Annotated in this window: 21 protein-coding genes and 1 pseudogene; 10 read left to right on the top strand and 12 right to left on the bottom strand. The window is 42.4% G+C overall.

What is annotated here, in order from left to right; genetic code table 11:
* The first annotated feature begins 223 nt into the window (after nucleotides 1–223).
* A complete protein-coding gene (locus M1F56_RS02140) occupies nucleotides 224–847 on the top strand; it encodes an AAA family ATPase (protein ID WP_247916706.1) in 624 nt (207 codons plus the stop codon).
* A gap of 10 nt (nucleotides 848–857) precedes the next feature.
* Nucleotides 858–2801, top strand: a complete 1944-nt coding sequence (gene thrS / locus M1F56_RS02135) for a threonine--tRNA ligase (RefSeq protein ID WP_247916705.1) — start codon at nucleotides 858–860, stop codon at nucleotides 2799–2801.
* Nucleotides 2802–3014: 213 nt separating this feature from the next.
* On the opposite strand, the gene M1F56_RS02130 is transcribed toward thrS, so the two are convergent.
* The 4 genes and pseudogenes from M1F56_RS02130 to M1F56_RS02115 all read right to left on the bottom strand — a co-directional run bounded on the left by M1F56_RS02130 (nucleotide 3015) and on the right by M1F56_RS02115 (nucleotide 6206).
* Nucleotides 3015–4064, bottom strand: coding sequence for a DUF389 domain-containing protein (locus tag M1F56_RS02130; protein ID WP_247916704.1), 1050 nt, complete (start codon nucleotides 4062–4064; stop codon nucleotides 3015–3017).
* Between the two features lie 143 nt (nucleotides 4065–4207).
* A pseudogene (locus M1F56_RS02125) lies at nucleotides 4208–4486 on the bottom strand (ABC transporter permease); the annotation flags it as partial.
* 75 nt (nucleotides 4487–4561) lie between these two features.
* Complete coding sequence (locus M1F56_RS02120; RefSeq protein WP_247916703.1) at nucleotides 4562–5536, bottom strand: sensor histidine kinase; 975 nt, start codon at nucleotides 5534–5536, stop codon at nucleotides 4562–4564.
* Nucleotides 5529–6206: a response regulator transcription factor gene (locus tag M1F56_RS02115; protein WP_247916702.1), complete on the bottom strand. Its 678-nt coding sequence runs from the start codon at nucleotides 6204–6206 to the stop codon at nucleotides 5529–5531. The genes M1F56_RS02120 and M1F56_RS02115 overlap by 8 nt, the downstream gene beginning before the upstream one ends.
* 156 nt (nucleotides 6207–6362) lie before the next feature.
* Between M1F56_RS02115 and M1F56_RS02110 the strand changes: the two genes are divergently transcribed.
* Together M1F56_RS02110 and M1F56_RS02105 are read left to right on the top strand one after the other, a co-directional pair.
* Nucleotides 6363–7457, top strand: coding sequence for a DUF2974 domain-containing protein (locus M1F56_RS02110; protein WP_247916701.1), 1095 nt, complete (start codon nucleotides 6363–6365; stop codon nucleotides 7455–7457).
* Between the two features lie 63 nt (nucleotides 7458–7520).
* Complete coding sequence (locus M1F56_RS02105; protein WP_247916700.1) at nucleotides 7521–8150, top strand: MBL fold metallo-hydrolase; 630 nt, start codon at nucleotides 7521–7523, stop codon at nucleotides 8148–8150.
* A 38-nt stretch (nucleotides 8151–8188) separates the two neighbouring features.
* On the opposite strand, the gene M1F56_RS02100 is transcribed toward M1F56_RS02105, so the two are convergent.
* A complete protein-coding gene (locus M1F56_RS02100) occupies nucleotides 8189–10081 on the bottom strand; it encodes a M13 family metallopeptidase (RefSeq protein ID WP_247916699.1) in 1893 nt (630 codons plus the stop codon).
* Between the two features lie 179 nt (nucleotides 10082–10260).
* Here M1F56_RS02100 and M1F56_RS02095 point away from each other — a divergent pair, with 179 nt between their 5' ends.
* The 6 genes from M1F56_RS02095 (at nucleotide 10261) to M1F56_RS02070 (ending at nucleotide 14656) form a co-directional block, all read left to right on the top strand.
* Nucleotides 10261–10983 carry a metal ABC transporter ATP-binding protein gene (locus tag M1F56_RS02095; protein WP_247916698.1) on the top strand — a complete coding sequence of 241 codons (723 nt, stop codon included), beginning with the start codon at nucleotides 10261–10263 and terminating at the stop codon, nucleotides 10981–10983.
* On the top strand, nucleotides 10980–11828 hold the full coding sequence (locus M1F56_RS02090; protein WP_000559797.1) for a metal ABC transporter permease: 849 nt from the start codon (nucleotides 10980–10982) through the stop codon (nucleotides 11826–11828). The genes M1F56_RS02095 and M1F56_RS02090 overlap by 4 nt, the downstream gene beginning before the upstream one ends.
* Before the next feature lie 32 nt (nucleotides 11829–11860).
* Entirely contained in the window at nucleotides 11861–12790 is a 930-nt protein-coding gene (locus M1F56_RS02085) for a metal ABC transporter substrate-binding protein (protein ID WP_000733090.1), read from the top strand.
* A gap of 116 nt (nucleotides 12791–12906) precedes the next feature.
* A complete protein-coding gene (gene tpx, locus M1F56_RS02080) occupies nucleotides 12907–13401 on the top strand; it encodes a thiol peroxidase (RefSeq protein ID WP_000206532.1) in 495 nt (164 codons plus the stop codon).
* Nucleotides 13402–13484: 83 nt separating this feature from the next.
* Nucleotides 13485–14135 (top strand): metal-dependent transcriptional regulator, encoded by a 651-nt coding sequence (locus tag M1F56_RS02075; RefSeq protein ID WP_247916697.1) that lies wholly within the window; start codon nucleotides 13485–13487, stop codon nucleotides 14133–14135.
* Nucleotides 14136–14242: 107 nt separating this feature from the next.
* Entirely contained in the window at nucleotides 14243–14656 is a 414-nt protein-coding gene (locus M1F56_RS02070) for a hypothetical protein (RefSeq protein WP_247916696.1), read from the top strand.
* A gap of 31 nt (nucleotides 14657–14687) precedes the next feature.
* On the opposite strand, the gene dtd is transcribed toward M1F56_RS02070, so the two are convergent.
* The 7 genes from dtd to M1F56_RS02035 all read right to left on the bottom strand — a co-directional run bounded on the left by dtd (nucleotide 14688) and on the right by M1F56_RS02035 (nucleotide 22322).
* On the bottom strand, nucleotides 14688–15131 hold the full coding sequence (dtd, locus tag M1F56_RS02065; RefSeq protein ID WP_247916695.1) for a D-aminoacyl-tRNA deacylase: 444 nt from the start codon (nucleotides 15129–15131) through the stop codon (nucleotides 14688–14690).
* A gap of 29 nt (nucleotides 15132–15160) precedes the next feature.
* Nucleotides 15161–17377, bottom strand: coding sequence for a RelA/SpoT family protein (locus M1F56_RS02060; protein ID WP_001123780.1), 2217 nt, complete (start codon nucleotides 17375–17377; stop codon nucleotides 15161–15163).
* 138 nt (nucleotides 17378–17515) lie between these two features.
* Nucleotides 17516–18646, bottom strand: coding sequence for an ABC transporter ATP-binding protein (locus tag M1F56_RS02055; protein WP_247916694.1), 1131 nt, complete (start codon nucleotides 18644–18646; stop codon nucleotides 17516–17518).
* Nucleotides 18647–18760: 114 nt separating this feature from the next.
* Entirely contained in the window at nucleotides 18761–19630 is an 870-nt protein-coding gene (locus M1F56_RS02050; protein ID WP_247916693.1) for a helix-turn-helix domain-containing protein, read from the bottom strand.
* Between the two features lie 2 nt (nucleotides 19631–19632).
* Nucleotides 19633–20019 carry a Mini-ribonuclease 3 gene (locus tag M1F56_RS02045; protein WP_247916692.1) on the bottom strand — a complete coding sequence of 129 codons (387 nt, stop codon included), beginning with the start codon at nucleotides 20017–20019 and terminating at the stop codon, nucleotides 19633–19635.
* Entirely contained in the window at nucleotides 20012–21355 is a 1344-nt protein-coding gene (gene cysS, locus M1F56_RS02040) for a cysteine--tRNA ligase (RefSeq protein ID WP_247916691.1), read from the bottom strand. Before cysS ends, M1F56_RS02045 begins: the two co-directional genes overlap by 8 nt.
* Nucleotides 21356–21437: 82 nt before the next feature.
* Nucleotides 21438–22322, bottom strand: a complete 885-nt coding sequence (locus tag M1F56_RS02035) for a GNAT family N-acetyltransferase (protein ID WP_084875722.1) — start codon at nucleotides 22320–22322, stop codon at nucleotides 21438–21440.
* Nucleotides 22323–22326: the final 4 nt, after the last annotated feature.

Here is a 22326-nt window from a genome sequence, read left to right as displayed (position 1 = left end):
GTCACTTAGTCCCTTTCTACTAGAGAGTGCGTGGTTGCTGGAAACGCATAGAGAGCCTAAACTGATACTACTCTACTGACTTTTATGCAAACATAAAACGGTGGCTACGTTAAAGCCAATCTGAGGTGTCCCTCTTTTTTGAGGAACATAAATGAAGGTGGAACCACGTTGCGACGTCCTTTCGAGGATGTCGCTTTTTGTTTTGTCAGAAGGAGGAAGAACGATGCTTTATATGATTGGCGGATCACCTTGCAGTGGAAAGTCAACAATTGCCTCACTTCTTGCTAGACAATATCAACTACTTCATATCAAACTGGATGATTTGATAGAAGAGATGATGAGTCAAGCAAGTGCAGACTCACAGCCAGTTTGTCTTCTTAGGCAGGATAGAAATCCAGAACAAATCTGGATGAGAAATCCAGAAGAGATGGCAGATGAAGAATGGCACTTTTATGAAGAGATTTTTCCTTATGTAAAATCTTACGTGATAAAAAATCAAAACAGACCTCTCTTGGTGGAGGGAGCAGGACTTTTGCCTCACTTGGTAAAGGAGCTTGAATGTCAAGCATCATCCTATCTATGCTTGACTCCGACAGCTGATTTTCAAAAAAAGCACTATAGACAGAGAGAATGGGTTCCTTATGTCTTAGAGGGTACAACCAACCCTGAGCAAGCTTTTGAAAACTGGATGCAACGAGATATTCTTTTTGCTCAAATGGTTCGTAAGGAAGCGATGAAATTAGGCTATCCTAGTCTCGTAACAGATGGTAGTCAACCAGAAAATCAGACTGCAGAAGAAGTTGCTCGGCTCTTAAAATTGTCCAACAAAAATAGAATAAATATTTAAGGAGAAAACCATGATTAAGATTACTTTCCCAGATGGCGCTGTTCGTGAATTCGAATCTGGCGTTACTACTTTTGAAATTGCCCAATCTATCAGCAATTCCCTAGCAAAAAAAGCCTTGGCTGGTAAATTCAACGGCAAACTCATCGACACGACTCGTGCTATCACTGAAGATGGTAGCCTTGAAATCGTGACACCTGATCACGAAGATGCTCTGCCAATCTTGCGCCACTCAGCTGCCCACTTGTTTGCCCAAGCAGCTCGTCGCCTCTTCCCAGACATTCACTTAGGTGTTGGTCCAGCTATCGAAGATGGTTTCTACTACGATACCGACAACCAAGCTGGTCAAATCTCCAATGAAGACCTGCCTCGTATCGAAGAAGAAATGAAGAAAATCGTTAAAGAAAACTTCCCATCAATCCGCGAAGAAGTGACTAAGGACGAGGCCCGTGAAATCTTCAAGAACGACCCTTACAAATTGGAATTGATTGAAGAACACTCAGAAGACGAAGGCGGTTTGACTATCTACCGTCAGGGCGAATACGTGGACCTCTGCCGTGGTCCTCACGTCCCATCAACAGGTCGTATCCAAATCTTCCACCTGCTCAACGTAGCTGGTGCCTACTGGCGTGGAAATAGCGACAACGCGATGATGCAACGAATCTACGGTACAGCTTGGTTTGACAAGAAAGACTTGAAGAACTACCTTCAAATGCGTGAAGAAGCCAAGGAACGTGACCACCGTAAACTCGGTAAAGAGCTTGACCTCTTCATGATTTCACAAGAAGTCGGACAAGGTTTACCATTCTGGTTACCAAACGGAGCCACTATCCGTCGTGAATTGGAACGCTACATTGTTGACAAGGAAATCGCTGCAGGCTACCAACATGTTTACACTCCACCAATTGCCTCAGTGGAACTCTATAAAACTTCTGGTCACTGGGATCACTACCGTGAAGATATGTTCCCAACTATGGACATGGGAGACGGTGAAGAGTTTGTCCTCCGCCCAATGAACTGTCCTCACCATATCGAAGTTTATAAACACCATGTACACTCATACCGTGAATTACCAATCCGTATCGCTGAGATTGGCATGATGCACCGATATGAAAAATCTGGCGCCCTTACAGGCCTTCAACGTGTACGCGAAATGTCCCTAAATGATGGCCATACTTTTGTAGCTCCAGAACAAATTGAGGAAGAATTCAAGAAAATTCTTCAATTGATTATCGACGTGTATGAAGACTTTAATTTGACAGATTATCGTTTCCGCTTGTCTTATCGTGACCCAGAAGATAAACACAAATACTTTGACAACGATGAGATGTGGGAAAATGCACAACGCATGTTGAAAGCAGCTATGGATGATATGGAACTGGACTACTTTGAAGCTGAAGGTGAAGCAGCCTTCTACGGACCAAAATTGGATATCCAAGTTAAAACTGCCCTCGGTAAAGAAGAAACCCTTTCTACTATCCAGCTTGACTTCTTGCTTCCAGAACGCTTCGACCTCAAATATGTTGGAGCAGATGGTGAGGAACACCGTCCAGTCATGATTCACCGTGGGGTTATCTCAACCATGGAACGCTTCACAGCTATCTTGATTGAGAACTACAAGGGTGCCTTCCCAACATGGCTTGCACCACATCAAGTGACCCTCATCCCCGTTTCTAACGAAAAACATGTGGACTACGCTTGGGAAGTAGCCAAGAAACTCCGTGACCGTGGTGTCCGTGCAGATGTAGATGAGCGCAATGAAAAAATGCAGTTCAAGATCCGTGCTTCACAAACAAGCAAGATTCCTTACCAATTGATCGTTGGGGACAAGGAAATGGAAGACGGAACAGTCAACGTTCGTCGCTATGGCCAAAAAGAAACACAAACTGTCTCAGTTGATGACTTTGTTCAAGCTATCCTAGCTGATATCGCCAACAAATCACGCGTTGAGAAATAAAACAATCACAGTCTGAGAAACATTTTTCAGAGCCAGAAAAAGCAACAACTATTTCAGCTGTTGCTTTTTATATTTTATTTAATCTGAGCTAGTAGTGATTGGTCAAACCATCACAAATGGTATCCTCATAAACAATCCTTTCTATCCACTAACTGTTGGATATAGGATATCCTCCCAAAATTTGCTTCCATGAGTTAGAAAAGTTGACTATCCTCAATCCTTATCTGCTTCCTTTTCTTTTACGAGATCTTTTTGTGAATCCTTTTCAGAGAGTTTTTGATCGATATACTTGTTAATGGTTTCATAAAATTCCTTGGTCGTATCACTGTCTAATTTTGTCGAATTATGGACTTGATTGACTTTTAATTGAACAGATTGAATACCGTAAGAGGCCTGTTTTTGGTGGAGCGTTTCTAATTCTTCGTCTGAAATCGGATCTCCAACAACCGTCAAAACCAATTCATTGTTCCTTGACTTGTAGACTTGATTAATGACCGTGTGATTGGCGAACTCTTTGGCTACAAACTGTTTGATCCCTTCTTTTCGCGCTTGATCTATCGACAGAGTGACTGCTGAATAACTGGCTGGAAGAACCAATAATACAATCAAGGATGTCAAGCCAATTTTCATTTTAATGTTTAGCTCTTTAAATGAACTTAAGGGAGATTTTCTCATCAAAATTCTTGTTCCAACAATGTTGACTAGCATGATAAAGACACAGTTGATCAAGAAAAGATAGAGAGCCCCAAATAAAAATCGTACATTTCCATTAGCTAAACCATAGCCTGCAGTACAGATAGGTGGCATCAAAGCTGTTGCGATGGCTACTCCTGGCACGATATTGTTTGCTTCTTTTTTCCTTGACCCAATTACACCTGCTATCCCACCTGCAATAGCAATGAGAACATCCCAAATGGTTGGAGAGGTTCGTGCAATCAATTCACTACTTTCATAAGATAAGGGAGAAATCCAGAAATACAGAGCCGAGACAAGCAAGCTGACCAATACTTGAGTAAATAAGACCTCTAGAGATTGCTTGATTAAACGCGTATCAAAAATAGCTAAACCAAATCCGAGTCCAACAATCGATGTCATAAGAGGGGAAATCAGCATGGCTCCAATAATGACAGCTGTTGAATTCATATTTAGGCCGATAGAGGCAATAAAAATCGCACACATCAAAATCACTGTATCTCTTAATCGAACATGAAGATCATCATATAATTTCTCACGGTATTCACGTGTTGAATAGTTTCCGGTCATTGGTTACTCCTTTTATTTCATATAATCTTGTTTCTGCTTGGATGATGGTAGAGAGACTTCTGTCCAATCTTACATATTTTTAATTCTCACCTGTTATTCTTTTGAAAATTATCCTTTAAATATCCGTCAGTCCATCCTTAGCATTATATCAAAAATTTTACAGTCTTTCTCTGAAGAAATCTATCAATTGAACAGATAGAGAAAGTTATCGTCAACCTCATGGTATCATCGACTACTTCAATGACCTTGAGAACTAAACTAAGCATATGATAAGCAAAGGCCAATGGAGAAATGCAAAAATTACAGGAAGGAAGAAAACTGGCAAGATTTGCTTGTTAATGGTTTGCTTAATCTGCTTTTGATCTAGACCTACCTGTTCGTTTGTGGTCTTCATATCCCTCAGAGATTTGTTTATAGTAGATAAAATAATTTACTAGGCTACACGGTTAAAGATAGAAAAGCCCAGTTGTTTTATCCTGGGCTCTTATCTACTCTTCTCACTCAAGGACTAAGTTCACTTGAGCAAACTGAATCCGCACTATCGTTCCTTTTCCGACCTCAGACTCGATACGAATCTGGTGACCCAGTTCTTCAGAAATTTTCTTAGATAGATAAAGTCCAAGTCCAGAGGACTGTTGGGTCAAACGGCCATTGTATCCTGAAAAGCCACGTTCAAAGACTCGGAGCACATCACTGTTTTTAATCCCGATTCCCGTATCCTTGATACAGAGCTCCTGGCCTTCCATATAAATCTCTAGTCCACCTTTCTTGGTGTATTTGAGGCTGTTTGAGAGGATTTGTTCAATGACGACCAACAGCCACTTCTTATCGGTCACGATGATTTTGTCAAGGTCATGTAGATTGACCGTCAGTCCCTTTTGGATAAAGAAAAGAGCATACTTACGAACCACTTCCTTAACTAAGTCATCCACTTGAACCTTTTCAAATACCAAGTCATCGTGGAAGCTTTCCAAACGAAGATACTGCAACACCAGATTGGTATAGGAGTCAATCTTAAAGATTTCCTGTTCCAGTTGCTGCTTGACCTCCCGATCAGAAACTTCTGCCACTAAAAGTCGACTAGCCGCAATGGGGGTCTTGATCTGATGAACCCACAAGGTGTAGTAGTCAAGCAAATCCGTCAGTTTACTTTGGGCTTCTGACTTCTTTTGATACAATTCAGACTCACGCTCTTCGAGTTTTTCCGCTAGCACACATTCCAAAGGAGACTTTGGGTCTCTTTCAGCATACAGTACTTCCTGCCGGTAAATCTGAGCTTCTGCAAAAATATCCCAAACCAAAAATAAAAGGGTTAAAAAGCTACTGAGGAGGAAAAAATAGAAGAAATAAAATCCTATACTAGCGAATAAAAACTGAAAGAGAAAAACAAGAAAACCCAATGAAAAAATATAGACAAAAAAACGACTGCGAGAACGCAGATAGGCCAGAAAAAATAGTTTCCAATCAAGCATGTTTCAGTCCGTACCCTATCCCTTTCTTGGTTTCGATAAAGCCTGCTAAGCCTTGCTCCTCCAACTTTTTGCGCAAGCGAGCAATGTTGACAGACAAGGTATTGTCATCGATGAAAAAGTCGCTATTCCAGAGTTCCCGCATCAGGTCATCACGCGCCACGATATTGCCAGCATGTTCAAACAAGACCCGCAAAATTTGAAATTCATTCTTGGTCAAACTCAGAACTTCCCCCTGATAGTGCAAGTCCATAGACTTGGTATTGAGGATCACACCCGCATACTCTAGCAGACTTTCATCTCGGCCAAACTCATAGGAACGGCGCAACAAGCCCTGAACCTTGGCAAGGAGCACCTGCTGGTCAAAAGGTTTGGTTATAAAGTCATCCGCACCCATATTGATCGCCATGACAATATCCATCGCCTGATCTCTCGAAGACAGAAACATGATAGGTACCTGAGAAATCTTACGAATCTCCTGGCACCAGTGGTAACCATTAAAGAGTGGCAGGCCAATATCCATGAGGACCAAATGAGGCTCTGACTGGACAAATAAGCTCAATACTTCCATAAAATCTTCTACCAAAATGACCTCAAAGCCCCACTCAGAGAGCAGTTTCCCCACTTGTTGCCGAATAACTTGGTCATCTTCTACTAGTAAAATCTTGTGCATGCGCTCCTCCTTTGCTCTTATTATAACAGATTTTCCCCATGGATAAAATGCAAACCTGTATTTAAACCAGCTCGCTAGCAATATAGCAAAATCTAGTAAGCCTACTAGCTAATTCTTGGTAAATGTGATAGGATAAACATAGAGAAAGGAGCTTTTATGGCCAATATTTTTGACTACCTCAATGATGTAGCATACGATTCCTTTTATGACCTCCCCGTGAACGAGTTAGATATTCTTGCCTTGACTGAGTTGACCTATCTTGATTTCGATGATGTAGTCACTCAAGAACCAAAGCGTCTCATAGATCTAGCACCTCAAATCCCTAGAGACACGACGATGTTGACCAATAAAAACCGTCTCCAGTTGTTGGATCAGCTCGCTCAACACAAACGCTTTAAAAATTGCAAGCTCTCAAACTTTATCAACGATATCGATCCTGAATTGCAAAAACAGTTTGCGGCCATGACTTATCGTATCAGTCTCGATACCTATTTGCTTGTTTTTCGCGGAACGGATGATAGTATCATTGGTTGGAAAGAAGATTTCCATATGACCTATATGAAGGAAATCCCTGCTCAAAAACATGCCCTCCAGTATTTAGAGGACTTTTTTTCCCAACATCCTAACCAAAAGGTTATTCTAACAGGACACTCAAAAGGGGGCAATTTAGCTGTCTATGCTGCCAGTCAACTTGATTCAAACTTGCAGAAAAACATTATCGCTGTCTATACTTTTGATGCACCTGGGCTTCACAAGGAACTAACCGAAACACCTGGCTATCAAAACATGATGGAAAGAATGAAAGTATTTATCCCACAAGGGTCTATCATCGGGATGATGCTGGAAATTCCGGATAAAAAAATCGTCGTTCGAAGCACCGCCTTAGGTGGCCTTGCCCAGCACGACACCTTTAGTTGGCAGATTGAAGACAAACACTTTGTCCAACTAGACGAGACCAATAGTGATAGTCAGCAAGTCGATACAACCTTCAAGGAATGGGTTGAAACAGTTCCTGACGAAGAACTGCAGCTCTACTTTGACCTCTTTTTTGGAATCATTCTCGATGCGGGCATCTCCTCTATCAACGATCTTTCTTCCTTCAATGCCATTGAACACATTCATCAACTCTTTGTACAAGCTCAATCCCTCACTCCCGAAGAAAGAGAAACCATGGGGCGCTTAACCCAACTCTTGATTGACACCCGCTATCAAGCTTGGAAAAATCGTCAAAGCACGAAAAAGACTTTTTGATACCCTAAGTATCCTCTTCTATGCTATACTTAGTTTAGTACATTCTTTGAGATTGGAGCCAGTATGAAAATCCATAAAACCGTGAATCCCGTTGCCTATGAAAACACTTATTACCTGGAAGGGGATCAACACCTAATTGTGGTTGACCCAGGTAGCCATTGGGAATCTATTCGCAAGACTATTGAAAAAATCAACAAACCAGTCTGCGCGATTCTCCTGACCCACACCCACTACGACCATATTATGAGTCTGGACTTAGTGCGTGAAGCTTTTGGAAATCCCCCCGTTTATGTAGCAGAAAGTGAAGCCAGCTGGCTCTATACTCCCGTTGGCAATCTCTCTGGCCTACCTCGTCATGATGATATGGCTGATGTCGTCTGCAAACCAGCTGAACACACCTATGTCTATCATGAGGAATACCAGATCGAAGAGTTTCTTTTTACCATTCTACCGACTCCAGGGCACTCTATCGGCGGCGTTTCCCTCGTCTTTCCTGACTCCCATCTAGTCATGACGGGAGATGCTCTTTTCCGAGAAACCATCGGTCGTACAGACCTTCCTACAGGTAGCACGGAACAACTCCTCCATAGCATTCAGACGCAACTCTTCACTCTTCCTAACTACGATGTCTATCCTGGGCATGGTCCAGCTACGACTATCGCTCACGAAAAGACCTTTAATCCCTTTTTCTAGCAAGCAAAAAACCAAGGATGCTATCCTTGGTTTTTGTTTTACCAAATAATCACACGGTCCTCTGGTGAACGCCACATACCATCGCCTTCTTTGACGTCATAAGTTGTAAAGAAGTCATCGAAGTTTGGTACTTGGACATTGACACGGAGTTTGGCTGGTGCGTGCACATCGACACTGGCCATGAGTTTCATCAACTCCGGACGGCCTTTCATACGCCAGATACGAGCAAAATTGTGGAAGAATTCTTCAGCAGAAAAGTCTGGCTCTCTCTTGGCAGCTTCAAGGGCTGCAGCGATCCCTCCTAGGTCAGCAACGTTTTCTGATACGGTTAGTTTTCCGTTGATCCTTGCGCCGTAAGATTCTTGACCATCAAACTGGTCGATAACTTTCTGAGTCTTTTCCTTGAAGGCAGCATAGTCATTCTCAGTCCACCAATCCTTGAGGCTACCATTTTCATCAAAGGAAGCTCCATTTGTATCAAAGGCGTGAGAAATCTCGTGGGCAATAACAGCCCCAATACCACCGTAGTTGGCAGAAGACGACTGATGCAAGTCATAGAATGGAGCCTGCAAAATGGCAGCTGGGAAGACAATCAAGTTCTTCTGAGGATTGTAGTAGGCATTAACCATATGTGCTGGCATGCCCCACTCCTTGTAATCAACCGGTTGGTTCCACTTGCTCCAGCTGTGCTTGATTTCCACACGCGCAAAGGCTAGGGCATTCTCAAAGAGACTGGCAGTTTCGTCCACTACCTTGTCCTTGTAGCGCTCCGGCAACTCCTCTGGATAACCGATATAAGGCTTGATGACATTGAGTTTGACAATGGCCTTGTCACGTGTTTCAGGCGTGAGCCAGTCGTTCTTAGCCAAGCGTTCCTTATAAACGTCAATCATAGTCGCTACTTTTTTCTCTACGTCTGCCTTAGCTTCTGGAGAGAATTTTTCATGCGCATACCAGAGACCCAGAGCCTGCTTGAAAGGACCTTGGGCCAAGTGATAAGCCGCCTTGACCTTGTCCTGAGCTTCTGGAACACCTGAAAGGGCACGACCATAAGCACCTGACAAGACACGAATCTCGTCTGTGAGGTAGCTTGTTGAGAGATTCACCACACCCAAAATCAAGGTTGCTTTGAGTAGAGGCCACGCTTCTTCACTATAGAATTGATCTGCTGCTTGCCAGAAACGTTCCTCATCTACGATAACCTTATCTGGAGTTTGTCCAAGAACTGCTTGGAAGAAATCATCCAAAGGTAGGGCAGGGGCAAATTTCTTGAAATCTTCAAAGGCATATGGATGGTAAAGTTTGGCATATTCTGAACTTTCTTCGTTAGAAAGAACCACCGCTGCGATACGACGGTCCAATTCCAATCGTTTCTCTAATAAGTCTGCAATTTCCTCATCTGAAAAATCATAGGCTTTGAGAAGATTTGCACTACTTTCCTTCCAAAGAGTCAAGAGTTCCTCACGCTGAGGATGGTCTTCAGCGTAGTAGGTTGTATCTGGCAAGATTGTTCCTGGTGCACTTGCCCAGAGAACATTTGTTCTGGCATCCATAAAGTCTGGTGAAACACCAAAAGGAAGAAAATTTGGCTTACCAGCTAGTTCAAACTCTGCCAGTTTGCTGGTAAAATCCGCAAAACTCTCCAAGTCTTGGTATTCCTTGAGTAGAGGAAGGACGGGCTTAATCCCATCTGCTTCTCTCTTATCAAAATCACGTACCATACGATGATACTTAACAAAGTTGGCGAGGATAGCATCCTTTGGAACCTCTTCACCTGCCAACCACTTGTCCGTAGTCGCCAGCATCAACTCTTCAATTTCCTCGTCAAGGTCAATAAAACCACCTGTTCGAGATTTATCAGCTGGAATGACAGCTGTTTTTTCCCATTCGCCATTGATTGCATCATAAAAATCGTCTTGATAACGTGTCATCTTGTTCTCGCTTTCATTTTTTCACTTATTCCTAGCTTAGCAAAAAAATCTAGGGAATGCAATCAAAAATAAATTTCTTGTATCTTTCATTTTATTGTTATTTTATTAAATTTTTTAAAAATTAACTTGACTTAATTTTTTTTTTAATGTATATTAAATATGGGAGGGAGGAATTTGTTATGATACGTATTGAACACCTCAGTGTCTCCTACAAAGAAACGTTGGCACTAAAGGATATCTCACTAGTGCTCCAAGGACCAACGATTACCGGAATTATTGGTCCAAATGGTGCTGGAAAATCAACTTTATTAAAAGGTATGTTGGGAATTATCCCACATGAAGGTCAGGCCTTTCTCGACGACAAAGAAGTCAAGAAATCTTTAAATCGAGTTGCCTATGTCGAGCAAAAAATCCATATCGACTACAATTTCCCTATCAAGGTCAAGGAATGTGTCTCTCTAGGACTCTATCCATCCATACCGCTCTTTCACACCTTAAAAGCCAGCCACTGGAAAAAAGTGGCAGATGCACTTGAAATCGTTGGACTCTCAGACTATGCTGATCGCCAAATCAGCCAGCTCTCAGGAGGACAATTCCAACGTGTTTTGATTGCCCGTTGCTTAGTGCAGGAAGCTGACTACATCTTTTTAGATGAGCCTTTTGTCGGGATTGACTCGATCAGTGAAGAGATTATCATGAATACGCTGAGAGACCTTAAAAAAGCTGGTAAAACAGTTCTCATCGTCCATCATGACCTCAGTAAAGTCCCCCATTATTTCGACCAAGTTTTGCTTCTCAATCGAGAATTAATAGACCTTGGTCCGACCGAAGAAACCTTTACCGAGACCAATCTCAAAAAGGCTTATGGTAGCAAACTCTTTTTCAATGGAGGTGACCTATGATAGCAGAATTTATCAATGGATTACAAAATTTCCATTTCCTACAAAACGCCTTGATCACAGCTATTGTCATCGGAGTCGTTGCTGGAGCTGTGGGATGTTTTATCATCCTGCGTGGAATGTCTCTCATGGGAGATGCCATCTCTCACGCAGTTTTGCCTGGCGTAGCCCTTTCCTTTATTCTGGGAATTGATTTCTTTATTGGAGCGATCATCTTTGGTTTGATGGCTTCCATCATCATTACCTACATCAAGGGAAACTCTATCATCAAGAGTGACACTGCCATTGGTATTACCTTTTCATCTTTCTTAGCCTTAGGTGTCATCTTGATTAGTGTTGCCAAGAGTTCGACAGACCTCTTCCATATCCTTTTTGGGAATATCCTCGCTGTCCAAGATACAGACATGTGGATTACCATTGGTATGGGGGCGTTGATTCTTTTGATTATCGGGATTTTCTTTAAACAACTATTGATTACATCCTTTGACGAACTCCTGGCTAAAGCCATGGGAATGCCCGTCAATTTCTACCACTATCTGCTCATGGTGCTCTTGACTCTTGTGTCCGTCACCGCCATGCAAAGTGTTGGAACTATTCTTATCGTAGCCATGCTGATCACCCCAGCTGCGACGGCTTATCTCTATGCTAATAGCCTAAAGAGCATGATTTTCCTTTCATCAAGTCTCGGAGCCCTTGCTTCTGTTGTGGGACTCTTTATCGGCTATAGCTTAAATCTTGCAGCAGGATCGAGCATCGTGCTCACAGCTGCTAGTTTCTTTCTCATTAGCTTCTTTATCGCTCCAAAACAACGATATTTGAAACTAAAAAATAAACATTTGTTAAAATAAGGGGCAAAGTCCCAATAAATTGGAGGAATCTAATGAAAAAATTAGGTACATTGCTTGTTCTCTTTCTTTCTGTTATTGCTCTTGTCGCATGTACTAGCGGAAAAAAAGATGCAGCTTCTGGTCAAAAACTAAAAGTTGTTGCTACAAACTCAATCATCGCTGATATTACCAAGAATATCGCTGGTGACAAGATTGATCTTCACAGTATCGTTCCTGTTGGTCAAGACCCACACGAATACGAACCACTTCCTGAAGACGTTAAGAAAACTTCTCAAGCTGATTTGATTTTCTATAACGGTATCAACCTTGAAACAGGTGGCAATGCTTGGTTTACCAAATTAGTAGAAAATGCCAAGAAAACTGAAAACAAAGACTACTTTGCAGTTAGCGAAGGCGTTGATGTTATCTACCTTGAGGGCCAAAACGAGAAAGGCAAAGAAGATCCACACGCTTGGCTCAACCTTGAAAATGGGATGATTTATGCTAAAAATATCGCTAAACAGCTCATTGCAAAAGACCCTAGCAACAAGGAATTCTACGAAAAAAATCTCAAAGACTATACTGAAAAACTAGACAAACTGGACAAGGAAGCCAAAGAGAAATTTAACAATATCCCTGCTGAGAAGAAACTCATCGTAACCAGCGAAGGATGCTTCAAATACTTCTCTAAAGCTTACGGAGTTCCAAGTGCCTACATCTGGGAAATCAACACGGAAGAAGAGGGGACTCCTGAACAAATCAAGACCTTGGTTGAAAAACTTCGCCAAACAAAAGTTCCATCACTCTTTGTTGAATCAAGTGTCGATGACCGTCCAATGAAGACCGTTTCACAAGACACAAATATCCCAATCTACGCACAAATCTTTACTGACTCAATCGCTGAAGAAGGTAAAGAAGGTGACAGCTACTACAACATGATGAAATACAACCTTGACAAGATTGCTGAAGGTTTGTCTAAGTAATCCATTAAAAAACGTCGTTCTCACGGAATTGGCGTTTTTTTACACTTTCCGGTCAAATCATTGGAAAAATCTGACAATTCTAGGTAAAATGAAAGAAAAAAGAATGGAGTAGTTTCATGACCACTTTTCTAGGAAATCCTGTAACCTTTACAGGTAAACAACTACAAGTCGGAGACAAGGCGCTCGACTTTTCCCTCACTACAACCGATCTCTCTAAAAAAAGTCTTGCCGACTTTGATGGGAAGAAAAAGGTCTTGAGTGTTGTCCCTTCTATCGATACTGGTATCTGCTCAACGCAAACACGTCGCTTCAACCAAGAACTAGCCAACCTTGACAATACTGTCGTTCTGACTGTTTCTATGGACCTACCATTTGCCCAAGGACGCTGGTGTGGGGCTGAAGGCCTTGACAATGCCATCATGCTTTCAGACTACTTTGACCATTCTTTCGGACGTGATTATGCGCTCTTGATCAACGAATGGCATCTCCTTGCTCGTGCCGTCTTTGTTCTCGATGCTGACAATATCATCCGTTATGTAGAATACGTTGACAATATCAACACGGAGCCAAACTTTGAAGCTGCCATTGCTGCAGTTAAGGAACTAGACTAAAATCACAAGCATTATAGCAGAAAGCTAGAGAAATCTAGCTTTTTTTGGTATACTAGATGGAGAGAAGGAACAAGAGGAAACGAATGACTCCAAATAAAGAAGATTATTTAAAATGTATTTATGAAATCGGTACGGACATGCAAAAAATCACCAACAAAGAAATTGCTGCCCGTATGCAGGTCTCTCCGCCTGCTGTAACAGAGATGATCAAACGCATGAAAAGTGAAAATCTCATCCTCAAGGATAAGGAGAATGGCTATCTATTGACAGATATTGGTCTCAAACTGGTCTCTGAGCTCTATCGAAAACACCGTTTGATTGAAGTCTTTCTAGTTCACCATCTGGACTATACTAGCGATCAGATCCACGAAGAAGCTGAGGTCCTAGAACACACTGTCTCCGACCTTTTTGTAAAGAGACTGGATAAACTGCTTGGTTTCCCTCAAACCTGCCCCCACGGTGGAACCATACCAGCCGAGGGAGAACTCTTGGTTGAAATCAACAACCTACCTCTAGCAGAGACCAAGGAAGCTGGAACCTATCTTCTGACTCGGGTTCACGATAGTTTTGACTTGCTTAAATACTTAGAAAAGCATGAAATTCATATCGGTGACCAAGTCCATGTCAAGCAGTTTGATAATTTTTCCAATACTTTTACACTGGTCAACAGAGGTGAAGATCTCCAAGTTAGCATCGATATCGCCAAACAACTCTATGTCGAAAAAATCAACTAAGCCCTTATTCCTGAAAGAAATTCCTTTCAGGGATTTTTTATTATGTTAGTTGCAACTCCCATTCATTTGGTGTAGAATGAAGGTAGATAAAAGAGGGAGGTCTTCCTATGAAAAAGCTCTTTAGAATCCATTTTGCAGCCATTGTAGTCAGCGATTTGCTACTGTTGGTAACTTTCAGACCCCGATACGAACTTTCTTTGGAGAGAGGCCTGATTTTTTGCTTCATTTTCATCCTTGCTCAAGGACTACTGCTATTTCGCTTGGTCAATCGACTCAAAAAACATTTCTCTGAGATTTATCCTCAGATGAACAAAAAAATTCGCTTCTACTATTTAGGAGTGCTCATCAGCGATTTTCTATTATTTGTCTTTTTATCCATCACTGGCCCTCAATATTTCTACTCTCTTACTCCAGTCTTTACTTCTTGCCATTCTACTTTTTATTATCTGACGGCTAGCCACCTAAGAGAAAACTATCCCGACTTTTACAACAAACACATTTCTTTATGGGAGTGTTTCTAAACAAAAACCAAGCCGACAAGGCTTGGTTTTCTTATCTATTTTTTGTATCAAGGATAATGGTGACCGGTCCGTCATTGACCAGCTCTACCTGCATATCCGCTCCAAAGATACCTTTCTGAACGGGCACTTCCTGAGCTAGCTTTTGGTTGAAAGTGTCATAGAAGGCAGCTGCCCTATCAGGCTTGGCTGCTCCTATAAAAGCTGGACGATTGCCCTTCTTAGTATCTGCAAAGAGGGTAAACTGAGAAATAGAAAGGATTTCCCCCTCAATATCCTTAATAGACAGATTCATCTTGCCTTCTGCATCTGAAAAAATCCGCATATTGACAAGCTTTCTCACAGCATAATTCAAATCTTCCTCGTGGTCCTCTGGGCCAACACCGACCAGTAATAAGAGCCCCTGATTGATTTTTCCCTGAACCTGACCTTCGATACTCACTTGGGCTTTTTTAACCCGTTGGATAATGATTTTCATAATAGCCTTTCTAGTAACTGAGGGGAGAATTAGCCATTGGTCCGTTTGACAGAGTAGACCTCTGGCACACTCTTAATCTTATCCACGACTGTAGTCAGTGTAGAGAGGTTGGAAATACCAAAGGAGACATGGATATTGGCAAATTTCATATCCTTGGTTGGTTGAGCATTAACAGTTGAGATATTCTTGGTCGTGTTTGAGAGAACTTGCAGAACATCATTTAAGAGCCCTGTACGGTTGAGACCATAGATATCAATGTGGGCAGTGTATTCCTTGCTTGAGAATTGATCTTCCCATTCCACATCAAGGAGACGTTGCTCATAGTTTTCTTGGGCGCGAAGGTTCATACAGTCCACACGGTGAATAGCTACACCACGACCTTTGGTAATGTAGCCAACAATGTCATCACCCGGAACTGGATTGCAACACTTGGCAATCCGAACTAGGAGACCCGAGGCCCCTTCAATCACCACACCACCCTCATGCTTGACCTTGAGGGTTTCTTTGTTTTCAACCTTGACTTCGCCACCTTTGACAAGCTCTTCTGCTTCCGCCTTGGCCTTGGCACGTTCTTCCTCACGACGTTCCTTTTCAGTCAGACGGTTAAAGACGGTAATAGCGCCAATTTCTCCAAAACCAATGGCAGCATAGAGAGCTTCCTCTGTCTTGTAGCTGGTCTTTTGAAGGACCTCGTCCATATGACGCTTGTCCATGAATTTATTGGCCACATAACCGTTTTCTTGGAACTGGGCCATCAGCATCTCACGGCCCTTGTTTACAGATAATTCCTTGTCTTGATTTTTAAAGAACTGGCGAATCTTGTTGCGCGCCTTGCTGGTCTTGACCATGTTGAGCCAGTCACGACTCGGTCCAAAGGAGTTGGGGTTGGTGATAATTTCAACCTGATCCCCTGTCTTAAGCTTGGTTGTTAGCGGAACCATACGGCCATTGACCTTGGCACCAGTCGCTTTTTCACCGACTTTGGTATGAATTTCATAGGCAAAGTCAATCGGTCCTGAATCTTTCGGAAGGGAGCGAACCGCACCATCTGGGGTAAAGACGTAAATCTCCTCCGCCAGATAGTTTTCTTTAACAGAATCCACAAATTCCTTTGCATCATCAGCCTGGTCTTGGAGCTCCATCATCTCCTTGATCCAGTTCATTCCAATAGCGGATTCTTTGCTGTTGACCTGACCTTTAATGCCTTTCTTATAAGCCCAGTGAGCTGCTACCCCGTACTCAGCCACTTCGTGCATTTCCTTGGTCCGAATCTGGAATTCAATCGGCCCTTTTGGTCCATAAACGGTCGTATGGATAGACTGGTAACCGTTGGCCTTACGATTAGCGATATAGTCTTTGAAGCGACCTGGCATGGGTTTCCAAAGTTCATGCACATAACCCAACATGGCGTAAACATCACTCTGGGTATCTAAGATACAGCGAATGGCAATCAGGTCATAAATCTCCTCAAAGCGTTTCTTCTTATCCTGCATCTTGCGATAGATCGAATAGATATGCTTAGGACGACCATAGATTTTCCCTTTGAGATTGCGTTCGGTAGCATACTCTTCCAACTTGGTTACGACTTCATCGACCAAAGCCTCACGTTCTCTGCGTTTTTCCTTCATCATGTGGGTAATCTTGTAAAACTCAGTTGGATTGAGGTAACGGAAAGATAGATCTTCCAACTCCCACTTGACACTAGAAATCCCTAAACGATGAGCTAGTGGTGCGTAAATTTCCATGGTTTCTCTGGAGATCCGTTCTTGCTTGTCCTTTCGAAGGTGTTTGAGAGTCCGCATATTGTGCAAACGGTCCGATAATTTAACCAAGATAACACGGATATCCTCAGACATGGCCATGAGCATCTTGCGGTGATTTTCAGCTAATTGTTCCTCGAGTGATTTGTACTCTACCTTACCGAGCTTGGTCACCCCATCAACGATTATCCGAACATCATGACCGAACTCTCTCTCCAGATCATCCAGTGTCGCATCTGTGTCTTCAACAACGTCATGCAAAAAACCGCAGGCAACGGTTACGGCATCCAGCTTGAGCTTAGCCAAAATTCCTGCTACCTGAATGGGATGGATAATATAGGGCTCACCTGATTTCCGAAACTGCCCACTATGACAATCAACTGCATAAATCAATGCTTTTTGTACAAAAGCAACGTCTTCCTTTGTTAAATATTCTCTCGTTAAAGCGACTACCTGATCGCCCGTCAAATTCACTTCTTTCGGCATCTATACTCTCCAATTCTTCCTACCATTTTATCACTTTTTTAAGGATATGAAAACTAGAAAAGCCTGTTTTTATGCCAATACCAATCATTAAAAAAACACTGCAAGATTTCTCTAGCAGTGTTTTGACATTTCATTTGCTTAGTAGACTGTTTTTTCAGTTTCTACATCGAAGAAGTGTGCTTTGTTCAAGTCAAATCCGAGTTCAACTGTTGCTCCTGTTTGCAAGTAGTCACGAGCATCCACTTTGGCAACAAATTCGTCTTTACCAACTTGACAGTAAAGGTGAGATTCTGAACCAAGCAATTCTGATACTGAGATAGTAGCTTTGACAACTGATTCTGGGAATGTTTCAAGGAAAGCAGGTTCCGCATTCACATCTTCTGGACGGATACCGAAGATCAATTCTTTTCCTTCATAGCCTTTGTCACGAAGCACTTTCAATGCTCCTTCTGGAACTTTCAAGCGGAAACCGTCAGAAACAATTTCGCTACCAACCAATTTCACATTGATGAAGTTCATAGCTGGGCTTCCGATAAATCCTGCTACAAATTTGTTAACTGGGTTTTTGTAAACTTCTTGAGGTGTACCGATTTGTTCTACACGTCCGATAGTACCTGTGCCAGCTGGGTTCTTAGTTGCTGACATGATAACAATACGGTCTGCAAGTGTCATCGCTTCTGTTTGGTCGTGGGTTACGTAGATAGTTGTAGCACCGATACGACGGTGAATCTTCGCAATTTCAGCACGCATAGATACACGAAGTTTGGCATCCAAGTTTGACAAAGGCTCGTCCATCAAGAACACTTTTGCATCACGGACGATGGCACGACCCATGGCAACACGTTGACGTTGACCACCGGAAAGGTCAGCTGGTTTACGATCCAAGAACTCTTTCAAACCAAGAATCCCAGCAGCTTCTTGTACACGTTTGTCGATGTCTTCTTTGCTGTATTTACGCAATTTCAAACCGAAAGCCATGTTGTCATATACAGTCATGTGTGGGTAAAGAGCGTAGTTTTGGAATACCATGGCGATGTCACGGTCTTTTGGAGCTACGTCGTTGACAACCACGCCATCGATAGATGCAGTACCTTCTGTAATGTCTTCAAGACCAGCGATCATACGAAGAGTTGTAGACTTACCACATCCTGAAGGACCTACGAAAACGATAAATTCCTTGTCTTTAATGTCCAAGTTAAAGTCTTCAACTGAGTAGTGTTCGCTGTTTGGATATTTTTTGTAGATGTTTTTAAGATTTAATTCTACCATGGAAAGTGAACTCCTTTTATTTTTTGATAGTTTTATTATAAATGAAAACGCTTTACATTTCTATGGCAAAGTGACCAAAAAAATAAAAAAGTTCTGTGCAACTTGCACAAAACTTTAGAGAATATCTGGTAAAATCAACTGATAACACAAGGTCAGGTCGGTCAACTCTTTCAACTGAAGCCCTGTCAATTCTTCCCATTTGTCAATCTTGTATTGAAGAGAATTGCGGTGCAGATAGAGTTGCTGGGCTGTTTTAGTCAGAACAGCACTGTTTTCCCAGAGAGAAAGGATAATTTCCTGAATCTGGTCCTGATCCAAGATCATCTGATGCAGGCATTCTTTAATGACTCTCAGATCCACAAGCCCTTCCCCAAGACTCCAGAGATAGAGTTGTGAAAAAGTGTGAACACCTTGATGACCTTGACGCCACCAAGTCTTAAACAAGTCCCGCTCTGCTTTGATTAAGTCTGATAGGGCTTGAGGGCCTGTCTGAGACCAGACCTGGCCTAACATGATAGACAGACGAAGGCCAAAGTCATACTCAACCGCTTCAATCGTATCAGATAAGATAGAGCGAACAGAGGTATACTTATCTTGTTGAAGCACAAATACATAATCCTGAGCTCCGACCTGTAGCACCGTCTGACAATTAGGAAAAAGAGTCCGCATCATATCCAGCCAAGAGAATAGATTTCCCTGTTGGTAATAAGACAAATGGCAATAAACCAGTTGTATCTTTTTAAAAGTTTGAGGCGCCTGCCCCTTCCCCTCGATCAGATAGGAATACCAAGGATTGAGCGAACGAGCCTGCTCCTGCTGGGTTAAAAGGGCAATTAACTGCTTTTCACGTTCAGTGAGATTGGTCTCCTCCAGTAAAATCCACTGTTGAGAAGATAGAGGAAGTGTAAGATATCCTAGTTTCTCTATTGGCTGATCTGAAATCTGAGCCTCAGGAAACCAGTCTAGTAATTCTTTTGCAAGCATTTCTACGCCTCCACTTTTTGGATACACCACGAAATCAAGGTCTCTAGACGCCCCATATTTTCAGTCAGATGGAGATAGCCCATCACTGCTTCAAAACCTGTAGACATGCGGTAGGTCACCACATCAGCATTTTTAGCCTTTGTATGACTATTGGTATTGCGACCTCGTTTATAGATTTCTTCTTCTTTTTCCGTCAGGACTTGCTCTTCCAACATGAGGGCAATCAAGCGAGCCTGAGCCTTGGCAGACACATACTTGGTCGCCTCTTGGTGAAGTTTATTGGGCTTGGTCATTCCTTTGAGGATGAGATGGCGGCGAATATACATGGAGTAAACTGCATCTCCCTCAAAAGCCAGCGCAATCCCGTTAATGAGATTGACATCAATCACGAGTCCACCTCACTCCATCTTTTGTATCCAGTAGTTTAATCCCTTGAGCAGCTAGTTGGTCACGGATCTGGTCCGCTGTCGCAAAGTCGCGATTGGCACGCGCTTCTTGGCGTTTTTTGATTAAGGCTTCAATCTCTACATCCAAAACTTCCTCAACAAAGACAATTCCAAAGACTTCCAACATATCCGCAAGAGCTTGCTTGACACTTGCATCATAGTTACCGGAATTGATCCATTTGGCCATTTCAAAGACTACTGTGATACCATTTGCTGCATTGAAATCCTCATCCATTGCAGCCACGAACTTATCTTTAAAAGCTTGAAGTTCTTTCGCATCTACAGTTCCAGTAAACGGTTGCTCATAAGTGTTCTTCAGATACTTGAGATTAGTCTCGGCATCCCGCACTGCCTTTTCCGTAAAGTTGATAGGCTTGCGGTAGTGTTGAGTTGCAAAGAAGAAACGAAGCACTTGCCCATCAAGAGTTTTAAGGGCATCATGGACTGTGATAAAGTTGCCCAAGGACTTAGACATCTTGACATTGTCAATATTGACAAAGCCATTGTGCATCCAGTAGTTGGCAAAGGTCTTTCCTGTCTTGGCTTCCGACTGGGCAATTTCGTTGGTATGGTGAGGAAACTCAAGGTCAGCACCACCACCGTGGATATCAATGGTATCTCCCAAAATCTCTGTTGACATAACCGAACACTCGATATGCCAGCCTGGACGACCAGGTCCCCAAGGACTGTCCCAAGAAATCTCACCTGGTTTGGCAGCTTTCCAGAGGGCAAAGTCTACAGGATTTTCCTTACGAACTGTTTCTTCATCTGTCCGACCTGAAGCACCCAGCTCCAAATCTTCTAAGGTTTTGTTGGCTAACTTGGCATAGTTATGAGATTTCTCCACACGAAAGTAAACATCCCCTTGACTCTCATAGGCAAAGCCTTTTCCAATCAAGTCTTCCACAAAGCGGATAATGTCAGCCATAAACTCGACTACTCGTGGATGACGAGTCGCAGGTTTGACACCCAAGGCCGTCACATCCTCACGAAAGGCAGCGATATACTTGTCCGCGACCTCCTGCGGTGTAATCCCTTCTTCCTTAGCACGGTTGATAATCTTGTCATCCACATCCGTAAAATTGGAAATATAGGCAACCTCATAGCCACGGTACTCAAAATAGCGACGAATGGTATCAAAGGATACTGTCGAGCGGGCATTTCCTACGTGGATATAGTTGTATACCGTAGGCCCACAGACATACATGCGAACCTTGCCATCTTCAATGGGCACAAAGTCACGCAGGCTGCGGGTCATGGTGTCATAGATTTTAATCATAAAATAATAGTCAGGAAAGCTAAAATCCAAGAACTGTTAGTTTCATCACTAAGAGTTCAATTGAATTTCAGTCCGAATATCTCTACACTTCGGAATCCCTTGCTCCTTTCTCATTCAGATAAACCACCTGAGTCTGTTTGACAAAGCCAATTTTTTCATACAAGCGCTTGGCACCTACATTGCTATCTTCCACTGCAATCTGAAATTCCTTATCATTTTGCCCAATTAGTTGGTTGACAAGGGATTTTGCTAAGTAACTTCCATAGCCTTTCCCACGTTCAGGTTCCGATATTGCTAAACCGTAGAAGTAATTCGTATTAGTCGATAAATCTACCGTGCAAGTTCCAATAACCTGACCGTCTTTTAATAAAATATATAGGCGACTTTCTGGATCTTTCAGAGCTTCAGCGACATATCTATCCTCAACTTCTCTAGATTCATGTTCCTCTGAAAATGCCTGAAATTTCAACTGACTAATTTGATCCTGATACGAACTATCTGCTAACAAAACTTCAAGATTGGAAACATTTGCTAACGGATAAGGTTTTCTATCCTTGCCTAACCAGGTTTCTGTCTCTTCATCCTCGACCAATCCCCAGTTGCTGACAAAATCAGAATGGCGGTCTAGAAAAACACGCTCTGTCTGAAAAGTAACTGAATGAATCGGAAAAGAAGCTATTTCTCTCTCAAAACTAGTAAACAATGCACGCGCAACCCCCTGACGGCGATGATCTGGATGAACCAGTATCGTCACTTCCACATCTTGGTCATCTGCATAGACAGTTAATAAACCAACAAGTTCGCCTTTTTCATAATAAAGGAAAAAGGCGGGCATGTTTGGGTCAAAATTAAGCATGTTAGAAAGATAGGGATCACGATAGGTACCGTCATAGTTTTGGCAACAGTTAATTAGTTTTTTCGCCTCAGATAACTCCTCTTGGCTTAACTTGTTTCTTGCTTGAATCATATAG

Origin of the sequence: Streptococcus oralis, from assembly GCF_023109005.1 — a bacterium.
GTDB lineage: Bacteria > Bacillota > Bacilli > Lactobacillales > Streptococcaceae > Streptococcus > Streptococcus oralis_BU.
Note: the sequence above shows the minus strand (reverse complement) of the source record. Positions and strands in the feature narration are given on the sequence as shown.

Bases quoted from the DNA above. Each gene is read 5' to 3' on its own strand.
- M1F56_RS02140 (WP_247916706.1), top strand. From the start codon at position 224: ATGCTTTATATGATTGGCGGATCACCTTGCAGTGGAAAGTCAACAATT.
- thrS (WP_247916705.1), top strand. From the start codon at position 858: ATGATTAAGATTACTTTCCCAGATGGCGCTGTTCGTGAATTCGAATCT.
- M1F56_RS02130 (WP_247916704.1), bottom strand. From the start codon at position 4,064: ATGACCGGAAACTATTCAACACGTGAATACCGTGAGAAATTATATGAT.
- M1F56_RS02120 (WP_247916703.1), bottom strand. From the start codon at position 5,536: ATGCTTGATTGGAAACTATTTTTTCTGGCCTATCTGCGTTCTCGCAGT.
- M1F56_RS02115 (WP_247916702.1), bottom strand. From the start codon at position 6,206: ATGCACAAGATTTTACTAGTAGAAGATGACCAAGTTATTCGGCAACAA.
- M1F56_RS02110 (WP_247916701.1), top strand. From the start codon at position 6,363: ATGGCCAATATTTTTGACTACCTCAATGATGTAGCATACGATTCCTTT.
- M1F56_RS02105 (WP_247916700.1), top strand. From the start codon at position 7,521: ATGAAAATCCATAAAACCGTGAATCCCGTTGCCTATGAAAACACTTAT.
- M1F56_RS02100 (WP_247916699.1), bottom strand. From the start codon at position 10,081: ATGACACGTTATCAAGACGATTTTTATGATGCAATCAATGGCGAATGG.
- M1F56_RS02095 (WP_247916698.1), top strand. From the start codon at position 10,261: ATGATACGTATTGAACACCTCAGTGTCTCCTACAAAGAAACGTTGGCA.
- M1F56_RS02090 (WP_000559797.1), top strand. From the start codon at position 10,980: ATGATAGCAGAATTTATCAATGGATTACAAAATTTCCATTTCCTACAA.
- M1F56_RS02085 (WP_000733090.1), top strand. From the start codon at position 11,861: ATGAAAAAATTAGGTACATTGCTTGTTCTCTTTCTTTCTGTTATTGCT.
- tpx (WP_000206532.1), top strand. From the start codon at position 12,907: ATGACCACTTTTCTAGGAAATCCTGTAACCTTTACAGGTAAACAACTA.
- M1F56_RS02075 (WP_247916697.1), top strand. From the start codon at position 13,485: ATGACTCCAAATAAAGAAGATTATTTAAAATGTATTTATGAAATCGGT.
- M1F56_RS02070 (WP_247916696.1), top strand. From the start codon at position 14,243: ATGAAAAAGCTCTTTAGAATCCATTTTGCAGCCATTGTAGTCAGCGAT.
- dtd (WP_247916695.1), bottom strand. From the start codon at position 15,131: ATGAAAATCATTATCCAACGGGTTAAAAAAGCCCAAGTGAGTATCGAA.
- M1F56_RS02060 (WP_001123780.1), bottom strand. From the start codon at position 17,377: ATGCCGAAAGAAGTGAATTTGACGGGCGATCAGGTAGTCGCTTTAACG.
- M1F56_RS02055 (WP_247916694.1), bottom strand. From the start codon at position 18,646: ATGGTAGAATTAAATCTTAAAAACATCTACAAAAAATATCCAAACAGC.
- M1F56_RS02050 (WP_247916693.1), bottom strand. From the start codon at position 19,630: ATGCTTGCAAAAGAATTACTAGACTGGTTTCCTGAGGCTCAGATTTCA.
- cysS (WP_247916691.1), bottom strand. From the start codon at position 21,355: ATGATTAAAATCTATGACACCATGACCCGCAGCCTGCGTGACTTTGTG.
- M1F56_RS02035 (WP_084875722.1), bottom strand. From the start codon at position 22,322: ATGATTCAAGCAAGAAACAAGTTAAGCCAAGAGGAGTTATCTGAGGCG.